This is a genomic window from Shewanella ulleungensis (assembly GCF_014648315.1).
GTDB lineage: Bacteria > Pseudomonadota > Gammaproteobacteria > Enterobacterales > Shewanellaceae > Shewanella > Shewanella ulleungensis.
This window is the reverse complement of the sequence record NZ_BMQW01000009.1, coordinates 1-11,936: the sequence shown is the minus strand read 5'-3', so window position 1 is coordinate 11,936 and position 11,936 is coordinate 1. Positions and strand designations below refer to the sequence as shown.

The 11,936-nt window shown below is 40.1% G+C and carries 10 protein-coding genes and 2 tRNA genes; 4 read left to right on the top strand and 8 right to left on the bottom strand.

The window, feature by feature from the left end:
* The first annotated feature begins 209 nt into the window (after positions 1-209).
* Entirely contained in the window at positions 210-1,028 is an 819-nt protein-coding gene (locus tag IEY40_RS15605) for a helix-turn-helix domain-containing protein (protein ID WP_229777132.1), read from the top strand.
* 57 nt (positions 1,029-1,085) lie between these two features.
* Here IEY40_RS15605 and IEY40_RS15600 read toward each other — a convergent pair whose 3' ends face one another.
* The gene (locus tag IEY40_RS15600; RefSeq protein WP_268244203.1) at positions 1,086-1,979 is read right to left on the bottom strand and encodes a 1,4-dihydroxy-2-naphthoate polyprenyltransferase; all 894 of its coding nucleotides are present in this window, start codon (positions 1,977-1,979) and stop codon (positions 1,086-1,088) included.
* Between the two features lie 210 nt (positions 1,980-2,189).
* On the opposite strand from IEY40_RS15600, the gene tesB reads away from it, so the two are divergent.
* From tesB to IEY40_RS15585, 3 genes are all read left to right on the top strand, one after another.
* Positions 2,190-3,053, top strand: a complete 864-nt coding sequence (gene tesB / locus IEY40_RS15595) for an acyl-CoA thioesterase II (RefSeq protein WP_188957781.1) — start codon at positions 2,190-2,192, stop codon at positions 3,051-3,053.
* 23 nt (positions 3,054-3,076) lie between these two features.
* Complete coding sequence (locus IEY40_RS15590; RefSeq protein WP_188957779.1) at positions 3,077-3,478, top strand: YbaY family lipoprotein; 402 nt, start codon at positions 3,077-3,079, stop codon at positions 3,476-3,478.
* A gap of 103 nt (positions 3,479-3,581) precedes the next feature.
* On the top strand, positions 3,582-4,817 hold the full coding sequence (locus tag IEY40_RS15585; protein WP_188957777.1) for an MFS transporter: 1,236 nt from the start codon (positions 3,582-3,584) through the stop codon (positions 4,815-4,817).
* A gap of 21 nt (positions 4,818-4,838) precedes the next feature.
* Here the strand turns inward: IEY40_RS15585 and IEY40_RS15580 are convergent, their stop codons facing one another.
* From IEY40_RS15580 to IEY40_RS15550, 7 genes are all read right to left on the bottom strand, one after another.
* Positions 4,839-6,212, bottom strand: coding sequence for a sigma-54-dependent transcriptional regulator (locus IEY40_RS15580; RefSeq protein ID WP_188957775.1), 1,374 nt, complete (start codon positions 6,210-6,212; stop codon positions 4,839-4,841).
* A gap of 2 nt (positions 6,213-6,214) precedes the next feature.
* Positions 6,215-8,011, bottom strand: coding sequence for a sensor histidine kinase (locus tag IEY40_RS15575; RefSeq protein ID WP_188957773.1), 1,797 nt, complete (start codon positions 8,009-8,011; stop codon positions 6,215-6,217).
* A 98-nt stretch (positions 8,012-8,109) separates the two neighbouring features.
* Positions 8,110-9,507: a TRAP transporter large permease gene (locus tag IEY40_RS15570; RefSeq protein WP_188957771.1), complete on the bottom strand. Its 1,398-nt coding sequence runs from the start codon at positions 9,505-9,507 to the stop codon at positions 8,110-8,112.
* Positions 9,507-10,160, bottom strand: coding sequence for a TRAP transporter small permease (locus IEY40_RS15565; RefSeq protein WP_188957769.1), 654 nt, complete (start codon positions 10,158-10,160; stop codon positions 9,507-9,509). Before IEY40_RS15565 ends, IEY40_RS15570 begins: the two co-directional genes overlap by 1 nt.
* A gap of 72 nt (positions 10,161-10,232) precedes the next feature.
* Positions 10,233-11,252: a TRAP transporter substrate-binding protein gene (locus tag IEY40_RS15560; RefSeq protein ID WP_188957767.1), complete on the bottom strand. Its 1,020-nt coding sequence runs from the start codon at positions 11,250-11,252 to the stop codon at positions 10,233-10,235.
* Between the two features lie 362 nt (positions 11,253-11,614).
* Positions 11,615-11,690: transfer RNA gene (locus IEY40_RS15555), tRNA-Ala, on the bottom strand.
* A 36-nt stretch (positions 11,691-11,726) separates the two neighbouring features.
* Positions 11,727-11,802 (bottom strand) — tRNA-Glu (locus tag IEY40_RS15550).
* Positions 11,803-11,936 lie beyond the last annotated feature (134 nt).

Below are 11,936 nucleotides of genomic sequence, written 5' to 3'. Positions count from 1 at the left end.
TGGCATTGGTTTGCCAAGCTGTTACGCTAAATTCAACGATATTTAACCAATATTTTGATTAAGAAGCGATTTGACAAGTTAACTATAAATGGTGCTAGTTGATGCTTTTATAGCATCTTTTTGCGAATGGACTGTGGTTGTGTATCAAGGGCAATAAACTTATGATGCCTCGATGCTTTTTAGCTTGCTCTTAATCCAAGGTGTATTTAATGGCTTTGTCGTCCGATTTCTCTAAAAACTTGCAATTACTCTGTAGTTATTACAAATCAATCGCTGAAGTATGTCGCAGATTGGGGTTTAACCGCGCTCAATTTAATCGGTATTTAAACGGCACACATAAACCGAGTGCCAATACAATGTTAAAAATTTGCGAGTTCTTTGGGGTTGAAGAGTTCGAGATTATGATGCCTCAAAACCAATTTAAGTTATTAATTCAAGTTAGGCCTCAATTACACACTACAGAGAATGTGCGCTTACCTGAAACCACCCACTTTGAAACATTAGCGCGCAGCAGTACTCATGATTTAGACAAATATCTTGGTTATTATTTCGAATACTATTTGTCGATGGCGCACCCCGGTAAATTACTGCGAACATTAGTTTGTTTTACCAAGGTAAATCAAAAAATTTATTACCAACGCACGGAGCGAATAGTCGAACAGTCTCATCGAAAGCCCTATCATGGTGTCTATCTGGGAATGGCGAACTTTTTGGTAGACCGTATTTTTATGGTTGATTATGAGTCATTAACCAAGCATGAGATTTCACAAACTATTTTGTTTCCAACATTTAAGAATCGGATTACTCAGCTCAAAGGTTTGAAAATAGGAGTAAGTGGCAGTGGTGAGCGAATGCCAATTTGTACTCGAGTGGTTTATGAGTATCTAGGTGCATCAATTAATATCACTAAAGCATTTGCCCTTTGTGGTTTATATGATTTAAGTGCAACTGATATTGATGACTCGATTAAGGCTGCGGTAAAAAATGAGATGGAACCACACGAAGTGCATTTTAGAGCAAGGTATTAATAACTCGTTATGGTACAACCTTGCAGGTAAGTAACGCTCACCTACAAGGTTGTCGTATTATCTTAGGGTGATAAATAGTCCGACGCTAAACAAGATGCTGAAAATCATACAAAGCTTTGCAGTTTGTCCAAGGATTGGATTTAACGCCTCACCAGAGTTGTTATGAAACTCTCGGCTTAAATTACGGGCAATGACTAATGACACTCCGGCAAGTAACACGGGTAAGCCATCAAGTGAACCCAATAAAAATCCTGCAATAATGATCCCAAATGGTAAGTATACAAAGCTTTGATATAAGACCTTTGCTTGAGCTTCACCAATGCGTACCGCAAGGGTGTTTTTGCCCGCTTTTGTGTCGGTTGTAATGTCGCGGGTGTTATTTACCAACATGATTGCCGCGTTAAAAAAGCCGATAGCACTGCCGAGTAACCAAGATGTCATCGTGGTTGTGCCAGCTTGCAAATAATAACTTCCTACGACTGCGACTAATCCAAAAAAGACAAATGCAGCTATTTCACCTAATCCGTGGGAGGCTAGTGGGTAAGGACCACCACTATAACAAAGTGCGCCCAAAATAGAGGCAGCAGCCAAGATTGCAATCGGCCAACCCCCATGCACAATTAATAGTGAGCCGACAATTAATGCCGTTAACAAGCAGCCTATCATGGCATTTCTGACATGATGTGGCGCTATCATGCCGCTTTGGGTGACACGAACAGGCCCAATACGCTCGTCGGTATCAATGCCATTTTTAAAGTCGAAGTAATCGTTGGCTAAATTAACCGATATTTGTAGTAAAACAGCGCATAGCATAGAAGTAAAAGCGATAAGTAAGCTAAATTGACTCAAGCCGATAGCGAGCATATTCCCCACGAGTAATGGACCAATAGCGGCGGGTAATGTGCGTGGGCGAATAGCCATAAACCATGATTGCATAGAACTAGATTGCATAATGTTGTGATACACAGAGTCGATTAGCCTTGTCTAATATCATATCAAATATTCAATTAGGGTGTTGATATGAATCTTTGCGTTGTATCACTATTTTACCAATTGCCTTCAGATGATGTTTATTCAACTGTCCAATAACAAATAAGCTAGAAAACGTAAGCTTAACTAAGGTAACCTTAACGTGTTAATTTTTGTTGTATAGAAGGTATTATGAGTCAAGTATTAAACGATTTATTGTCATTGTTATCACTAGAAAAACTTGAAGATGGTTTGTTTCGAGGTCAAAGCCAAGACTTAGGGTTTGGCCATGTTTTTGGTGGCCAGGTGATGGGGCAAGCGTTAAGTGCTGCAAAACAGACTGTTAGCGAAGACCGACATGTACATTCTTTACATTCTTACTTTTTGCGCGCGGGTGATGAAAAGCAACCTATTGTTTATGACGTTGAGAATATGCGTGATGGCGGCAGTTTTAGTGCTCGCCGGGTTAAAGCAATCCAAAAAGGTCGGCCAATATTTTACATGACGTGTTCGTTTCAAAAGCACGAAGAAGGTTTTGAACATCAAGCTCAAATGCCCGATGTGCCTGGCCCTGAAGGTTTGTTGAACCAGCAAGAGCTGGCCATGACTATGCGCGATAAAGTGCCTAAAAAAATGTTAGAAAAATTTATGGCAGACTCACCAATAGAAATGCGTCTAGTTAACCCGATTAACCCGCTAGCACCTGGCACTAATGAACCTAAACGTTATGTTTGGTTACGGGCAAACGGACAAGTGCCGAGTAATCATAATATTCAAGAATACCTGTTAGCGTATGCATCAGACTTTAATTTTTTAGTAACCGCAGCTCAACCTCACAGTGTGTCGGTTTTAACACCGGGGATGCGTTTAGCGACAATCGATCATGCTATGTGGTTCCATCGACCATTTAATATGGGCGAGTGGTTGCTCTATAGCATTGAAAGCCCTAATGCCGGTGGTGGACGAGGCTTTGTTACTGGTCAGTTTTTTGATAGACAAGGGCGCCTTGTTGCTTCGGCCACACAAGAAGGCTTATTAAGAATGACGATTAAATAAAAATGACGAGTAAGGACACTGTTATGTTGAAATTATTTCCATGGCTTAAGTTGAGCGTTTTTGCGTTATTGAGTGTGATGCTGAGTGCGTGTGTGACTGTTGAACCACCTAAACCTGTGATAGTGAATGGCTATGCTGGTTATTTAGAAAAAATTGTCTTACCACAAGGTTGTAAAATTAATATCGCGATAATTGATTTTAATCGTCCAGGGGTGATTATTTCTCAGAAAAATTTTGATGTTGCCAGAGCACCTGTGCCGTTTAAATTTATTTTGCCTGCTGAGCTCATCAGTAGCGGAGTTGATTATGGCGTGGTGGCGATGATTACCTACAATGGCAAAGCCATTTTTCAAACTTATGACAAGTATCGTGTGATCAATAACGATAAATACACAACCGAAGTGTTGATGAAGCGCGTTAAATAACATATTCGATTACCGACTTCACAAACTCACTTACCCGTCATTGATATATATCTGTGGCGGGTAATAATCTGTTTTCTATCCTAATGTGCTGTTTAGGTTGCTTATGACAGAGTTAGCTCCAACTTATCGTTCACATGCTCAAACTCGTTTGATATGGGCTTTATGCATCGCTTCTGTAGTGATCTACATTAATTTGTATACAGTACAAGGCATGTTGCCCTCTATTGCTGAGCATTTCGACGTGTCGGGTGCTCAAGCAACATTAGTGTTGTCGGTAACCAGCTTTACGCTCGCCTTTTCGCTATTATTTTATGCTGTTTTGTCTGATCGTATAGGCCGCTTAGCGCCTATAGTGGTGAGCTTATGGTTATTAGCTGCGTCGAATATATTATTAATTTTTGCCGAAACATTCGATGAATTGGTGTGGGTGCGGTTATTACAAGGTGTTTTATTAGCCGCAGTTCCTGCGATTTCGATGGCGTACTTTAAAGAACAATTAGCCCCTAACTTTATGCTAAAAGCGGCAGCTGTTTACATTATGGCTAATAGCATGGGCGGCATTGTAGGGCGGATTTTCGGTGGCCTAATGGCGCAGAATTTATCATGGCAATCGTCTATGGGCTTAGTGTTTTTAGTGACACTCATTGGCGTTGCATTAGTGACATACTTATTACCGCGCAAAGAGATTAAACCGGCGGTTATAAAGGAGAAAGTGTCGCTACTACGTAAAATAAAGCAGGACTTTGATGGGTTTATGTTCCATCTATCTGATCAACAGATGCGCTTAGCTTACGTTATCGGTGGCTTAGCTTTTATGATGATGGTGAATCAATTTAGTTTTATTCAGCTGCATATCATGGCTGAACCCTATGGTTTAAGTCGCTTCAATGCCACCTTGATATTTTTGTGTTACTCAAGCGGTACTTTTGCATCTTATTTGTCTGCAAAATGGATTTTACGCTACGGTTCAATGCCATTATTTAGAGTTGCATTAGCGTTAATGGTTGTCGGAACATTGCTTACCTTAGTTGATACTTTGATTGCTATTGTTGTCGGTTTTTTGATTACCGCTTGCGGTTTTTTCTTAACCCATAGTTGCTGCAACTCTTTTGTTGCTATGCGAGCCGTCAGCCATAGAGCAAAGGCAACATCACTGTATTTGTGTTGTTATTACTTTGGCGCTTCTATTGGCGGACCATATTTAATGATGTTTTGGCATGAAGCTGAGTGGAATGGTGTTGTGGTTGGCTCAATAAGCTTATTAGCATTATTGCTGCTGGCAATATGGCGCTTAGGAATACACCAGCAAAGTACCGAAGTATTTAACCGTGACGATTGATGTAACTTCAGTGCTAATCGGTTAACTTTCAATAAATTGTTTACGGTCTAGATCGAATTTACGCATTTTGTCATATAAAGTTTTACGTGGTAATTCGAGCTGTTCCATAGTTAATTTAATACTGCCTTTATTGTGGCTGAGGGCTTCTTCTATCAAGAGGCGCTCAAAAAACTCAACCCGTTGTTGTAATGACATACTAGTATGCATTGTGGTGTGATTGTCTAAATTGCCTGCAAATGCAGCCTCAGCGCCTAATAATACATAGCGTTCAGCTAAGTTTCGCAGTTCGCGAACATTACCCGGCCAGTCATGTGAGCTTAGCACCATGGTTTGTTGTGGGGTTAAGGCAATTAATGCTTTGTGGTATCGAGCGGATGCGATACGAGCAAAGTGCAAAAACAATAATGGAATGTCTTCTAGACGTTCCCGTAGTGGCGGGATCACAATAGTGACTAGGTTAAGACGATAAAGCAAATCTTGCCTAAATTGTCCTTGTTCACACAATTGTTGTAGGTTTAACTTGGTGGCTGCAATGACGCGAATATCTAAATTGATAGGTGTGTTAGAGCCTAAGCGTTCAACTTTACGGTCTTCCAATACCCTTAACAATTTAACCTGTAAAGACATCGGTGTACTTTCAATTTCGTCTAAAAATAACGTGCCGCCATTGGCATATTCAAATTTACCAATGCGACGTTTATCGATGCCGGTAAATGCTCCTGATTCGGCTCCAAATAACTCACTTTCTATTAGGTTTTCTGGGATTGCACCGCAATTAATGGCGACAAAATTGGCTTTATTGCGGTAGCTATGATCATGCAAGTAACGGGCAACTAATTCTTTACCTGCGCCGGTTTCACCCTCGAGCATAATGTCAGCTGGTGTATCAAGCACTTGGTCGATGAGGTGACGCATTTTCATTACACCTGGACTGCTGCCTAAGATGCGCGGTCCTGGTGCTATATGTGATTCAAGTTCTCGTTTTAGTTTACGATTTTCTAAGGTTAACGAGCGCTTATCTAAAGCGCGCTTAGTTACATCAAGAATATGTTCATTGTTAAAGGGTTTCTCAATAAAGTCATATGCACCTTTTTTTAATGCATCAACCGCCATAGCAATATCACCAAAGCCAGTTAACAATACCACTGGAAGGTCATCATCTTGTTGTTTTAATTGTTGTAGCAGGCTTAGACCATCGAGTTGTGGCATATTAACGTCTGAGATAACAATGCCGGCCCAATTTGGCGTAATGTAGCGCGCAATCGTTTGTGGGTCGGTAATGGCAAGTGCACTGATATTTTCAAGCTTAAATAATTGTTGTAATACGGTACCTATATGGGGTTCATCATCAACAATAATGATCTGGTAGTCGTTAATGTCTTGTATTTGGGTCACGTTTACACTTCCTCACGTAAATAAAGCGGTAAAATAATATGAAAAATGGCACCGCCTTGTTGTGCATTTTCGACCGTAATTGACCCTTGCATTGATTCAATAATGCGCTGAGATATTGATAAGCCTAATCCAAGCCCTTGGCGTTCACTAGTGGTGTAATAAGGTTCAAAAATTTTACTCATTTGGCTTTCTCTCACCCCTGGACCGCTGTCTTGAATGCTAATGTTGACTTTGGTGTCGCAGTAAACCTCAATGTGTAAATGCTTATCTTTTGATTGTTGCATGGCAACAATGGCATTACTTATTAAGTTAACTAATACTTGTTGTAATCTGACACTGTCGCCCCATATTTGGCATTTCCCTTTCAACAGTGTTAATGCCAACTTGATACCTTGTTTGTCCATTTCTGGTTGCACAATAGTAATAGCTTGTTCAATCGATTGACTGATCTCAGTTGCATTATCTTTACCTTGAGACTTGCGAGTAAAGCTTTTAAATTGACCAATAATATCGGCTAATCTATCTGTCAGTTCTATCATTATTTTGATATTACTGCTGGCATCGTCAATCATATTGCGACCAATAAAGGTTTGGGTATTTTGTGCATAACTTCTTAATGCTGCAAGAGGTTGATTTAGCTCGTGGTTAATACTTGCAGATAAGCTACCAATTACAGTGAGTTTTGCTGCTTGTATTAGTTCATCTTGAGTGTCTTTTAGTTGAGTATTGGCTTGTTCTAATTCAAGCGTGCGCTCTTTGACACGTTGCTCGAGTTGATTTTGTGCTTGGCGCATTCTGAGAAGGTTTTTTCTGCGCTCTAAACTGTATATAACAAATAAGGCTAACAGTAAGTACAACGTAGCCCCAAGCAGCATAATAGGCGGTAACGATTCATATAGTGGCTTCATTGGCGCTAATATGTGTACATTCCAATTGGCGTTTGGCATCAATTGATGGCGTTCTAAGTATTTTTCATTTCCTTCATATGATGATATTTGGTAGACCTGCGTAGTATTTGAATCACCTGAGGTAAAATTAGGCATAAAGTTCAGTTCACCAATTGGGCGATTGGCATAACGTTTTGATGAGTTTAATGCGAAACGTTTGGCTTGTGATAATGGCGTTAGAGAATTAAAGCGCCAACTACTGACACTAGATAAAAACACGATATTGTCAGGATCGCTGATCATAAATTCGTATTGGCTAGCAATGGCAATCCCGCTGCTTTGTTGCTCAACTAAACTAATATCGACTTTGACCACAATAACGCCTAATACGACGCCTTTGTGATAAACCGGATTGGCAAAATAAAAACCGCGTTTGTTCGATGATGTTCCTACAGCGTAATAACGCCCAGACTTGCCTGAAATGGCTTCAATAAAATAAGGTCTGAAAGAATAATCGTGATTAACAAACGAGTTTGGTTTATCCCAATTACTTGCCGCAATGGCAACACCTAATGCATCGGTTAAATAAATGTCAGAAGACTCTGTTACTAACTGTAACTCAGATAAGTAGGCATTAAGTTTGTCTATAGTCTTGGGGTTTTGTTGATCAAGAAGGCTTTGCTCTAAAATAGGGTTCTTAGCTAAAACAGCTGGAATATTCTCGTAATGTGCCAGTGCATTGTCAATAAAGATAACTAATTCGTTTATTTGTTTTTCGGACTGTTGTGCAATGTTTTCTGTACCTTGAACGAGCAAGTACCAATGAGTGATTCTAAGGGTCAGTAATAACCCAATGATCAATAATATGCTCATCAGTACGTTACGTTTTTTGATAGTCGAGAATGAAAACATGCAAATTCCCATGTGGCGATTCAGATTATTATAAGTTGGGTGAAATAAAAACGAGCCTTAGTTACCTAAGGCTCGTCTATGATACGTCAATTATCAAGCTAGTAGCCGTTTAATTTGTCGATGTATTCAGGTAAAAATAGTGATATTTGTGGAATATAAGTAATTAATATCAAGAAACCTAAGAGTAAAACTAACCATGGTAAACATGACTGAATAACCCATCCCATGCTTTTACCTGTTATTCCAGCCGTCACAAACAGGTTGAGCCCCACAGGTGGTGTCAGCATGCCTATCTCCATGTTAACGACCATGATGATCCCTAAATGAATTGGATCAATGCCTAACTGAGTTGCAATAGGGAACAGAATTGGCGCCATGATTAACAAAATAGCTGATGGTTCCATAAAGTTACCGGCAGCCAACAGCAATAAGTTTACAATGATTAGGAAGCCCCATGCGGGTAAACCAAGGCCGACAATGGCTTCAGCAATAATATGGGGAATACGTTCTGTTGTCAGTACATGGGCAAACAGCATGGCGTTGGCAATAATAAACAACAACATAATGCTTACTTTAGCGCCATCACGCACAACATGACGGATTTCTTTGTCTATTGGCGTTTTGATTACCGCAAGTAACATATAACCAATATTACGAACCGAAGCACCAATGATTGATTCACGTTGATTACGCCATGCGACATCTTTTAGTGGCCCAATATCACGATAACCAAATACTGCGATAAAGTATGCATATACACATGCCACCGCAGCAGCTTCAGTTGGGCTGGCAACGCCACCGTAAATTGAACCGAGCACAATTAGAATGAGCGCTAATCCACCCATTGCTTTAGCACTCGATATCGCTAGAGCTTTAACCCCTGGGAAAGGACGAGAAGGTAGTTTTTTAATTCGGGCCACAATGTAGATAGCTATCATTAAAATGAAACCCATCATTAACCCTGGAATTAGCCCTGCCATAAACATTCTGGCGGCTGACACCTCTGTTGCTGCTGCGTATACGAGCATTACAATAGAAGGGGGAATTAAGATACCCAATGTCCCAGATGTCGTAATAACGCCAGCGGCAAACTTTTCTGGATAACCTGCTCGTACCATCCCAACAATTACAATAGAGCCGATAGCTGCTACGGTTGCAGGAGATGAGCCTGACACCGCCGCAAATAGCATACAAGCCATTACAGATGCCATTGCCAAACCACCACGAATGTGGCCAACACTGTCCATCGCAAAGTCGATGATCCGCCTTGCGACACCACCTGTTGACAAAAACGCTGATGACAAGATAAAGAATGGAATTGCCAGTAAGGTGTAATGTTCTGATGTTGATTCGTAAAGCTTTAATACGATAGAGGCGAGTGAATCATTAGAGAATAATAAAATCGTCAGCATGCTTGAGAAGCCTAATGCAATCGCAATAGGCATACCGATCATCATGCAGATAAGTAGGGTGATAAATAATGTTGCTATAGTCATTATTTCGCGTCCTTATCATTTTTTTCTTGTTGTTCTGATGATGCACAAAGCGCTGCTTCGTCAATGAGGTGCATACTATCTTTAGCTTCATCAGCAAGTTGAAACCCTACTGTCTGATTTTTCAAAATGGCAATAAATAACTCAACAAAACGCCAAGTCAACATTGAGAAACCAATTAACAAAATACTTTGAGATAACCAGATAGGCACTGCGCCATCTTCGACATCGATACGCAATGTTTCCCATGCATAATCAGGATCTAATTGATGGATAAACCATGCAGGTAAGTCGATATCTTCCATTGGGATACCAATTTGATACATTTGACTTAAGTAATCCCATGACCCCTTTAAAAACATTGCGCAATACACTACACAGCATAAGCAAGCAAAAATGGCGACAATCTTTTGAGGTTTACCTGATAGCTTTGAAACAAACGCATCGACCCCAATATGCGCGCCTACTTTGACGCCATAAGACATACCAAATAAAACAAACCAGCCACATAAGGTCAGCGTCAGTTCTTGGATCCATAAAAAACCGGTATTAAAGAAAAAGCGGGCTATGACTTCGCCAAATACAAGTAAGGTCATCAATGTGATGAGAAGGTTGAGAAAACCTTCTTCAAAATAACCAAATAGTCTAGATATCACGGTTATACTCCTCGAATAAAACAAGATGGTACTGAAACATATTGAGTTTCAGTACCACGTTAAGTATTAAGACTATTTAGTGCTTGCAGCTTGTGCGGCATCAATCATATCTTTACCGATTTGGTCTTCAAATTTAGCCCAAACTGGTTTCATAGCATTAACCCATTGCTGACGATCTGCTTGTGTTAACGTCACTAATTGAGAGCGCTTAGAGTCAATGATTGCCTGTCTGTCTTCATTGTCTTTTTCTGCAGCAATTTTATTACCAAGTGCAATGGCTTCATCAAGCGATGTTTTAAATACTGCACGTTTGTCAGCAGGAAGGCCTTTCCAAAATGTATTTGACGAAACGACCATATAATCGAGTACGCCATGGTTACTTTCAGTAATGTGGCTTTGCACTTCATAAAACTTCATTGAATATGTATTTGACCAGGTGTTTTCTTGGCCATCAATTGCACGAGTTTGTAGCAAGGTAAAGACTTCCGAGAAAGGTTTTTTTACTGGAATGGCACCCACAGCATCAAACTGAGCGGCAATAACATCAGATGCCATAATGCGGAACTTTTTACCATTGGCATCTTTTGGTACCGTGAGAGGATCGTTAGCTGAAAATTGTTTCATACCGTTGTGAAGATAACCTAAGCCAACAACCCCTTTTCGGTTCATTGAATTGAGTAACTTTTGGCCAGACTCCGATTGTTGAAAACGGTCAACGGCAGCCATGTCTTCAAACAAGAATGGTAAATCAAAAATTTGTAATTTTTTGGTATAGCGTTCGAATTTAGATAGTGAGGGGGCAACAAATTGTACGTCGTTCAATAACAACGCGGCTAATTCATTATTGTCACCAAATAACTGTGAGTTAGGGAATACGTTAACCACATATTCACCAGGTAAACGTTGTTCAATTAATTCTTTAAACTTGAGGGCCATTTGTCCTTTAGGTGTATTTTCGGCCACAACATGTGAAAATTTAATTTCTATAGGTTCTGCAAAAACGTTAAAGCTCGCTGCGAGAATTGATGCGATAGTCGCTAATTTTGCTATTGATTTTAGTGGGCGTGTAAAGGTACTTGTCGATTTTTTCATGATGTTTAGCTTCCTTTTTTTAGTGTTATATATTCCTCACGGTGGTCACTTGTTCCCAGAACCAGTGAATCCTAAACGCGTTATGAGGATGTATAAAACATAGCAAGCAGTGGGCCACAATGTTAATTATTTGTATCCTGCTGAATTTAAGTGATTTAATTTAAAGAGGAAGTTATAGATGCCTTTTTTTGTGTGGATTGTCACACAAAAAAATCATTCTTATGGGTGGAATGTCACACATTTAATTTGAATGTGATGTATTGATATGAGCTATAAATTATAGATGTAAAATGAGGGTATAAAAAAACCACCTTTCGGTGGTTAGTTTATTATGCATATACATGCATTAGGTACCAATTAATTGGTGGAGCTACACGGGATCGAACCGTGGACCTCTTCACTGCCAGCGAAGCGCTCTCCCAGCTGAGCTATAGCCCCAAATTCTAGTATTACTTAACTAAAATTTGAATAATATGGTATCCCATAGGGGATTCGAACCCCTGTTACCGCCGTGAAAGGGCGGTGTCCTAGGCCTCTAGACGAATGGGACACAGTTAATACGTTATACTCTGTATCGAGTGAATACTCATCAATGCCTGTAGGCTAAACATTGGTGCTATCGAATCGTTAACTTTACAGTCAACCACTCAAGAAAGTGGTATCCCATAGGGGATTCGAACCCCT

Coding starts and splice junctions, on each gene's coding strand:
- IEY40_RS15605 (WP_229777132.1), top strand. CDS start 210: ATGGCTTTGTCGTCCGATTTCTCTAAAAACTTGCAATTACTCTGTAGT.
- IEY40_RS15585 (WP_188957777.1), top strand. CDS start 3,582: ATGACAGAGTTAGCTCCAACTTATCGTTCACATGCTCAAACTCGTTTG.
- IEY40_RS15560 (WP_188957767.1), bottom strand. CDS start 11,252: ATGAAAAAATCGACAAGTACCTTTACACGCCCACTAAAATCAATAGCA.
- IEY40_RS15600 (WP_268244203.1), bottom strand. CDS start 1,979: ATGCAATCTAGTTCTATGCAATCATGGTTTATGGCTATTCGCCCACGC.
- tesB (WP_188957781.1), top strand. CDS start 2,190: ATGAGTCAAGTATTAAACGATTTATTGTCATTGTTATCACTAGAAAAA.
- IEY40_RS15575 (WP_188957773.1), bottom strand. CDS start 8,011: ATGTTTTCATTCTCGACTATCAAAAAACGTAACGTACTGATGAGCATA.
- IEY40_RS15590 (WP_188957779.1), top strand. CDS start 3,077: ATGTTGAAATTATTTCCATGGCTTAAGTTGAGCGTTTTTGCGTTATTG.
- IEY40_RS15570 (WP_188957771.1), bottom strand. CDS start 9,507: ATGACTATAGCAACATTATTTATCACCCTACTTATCTGCATGATGATC.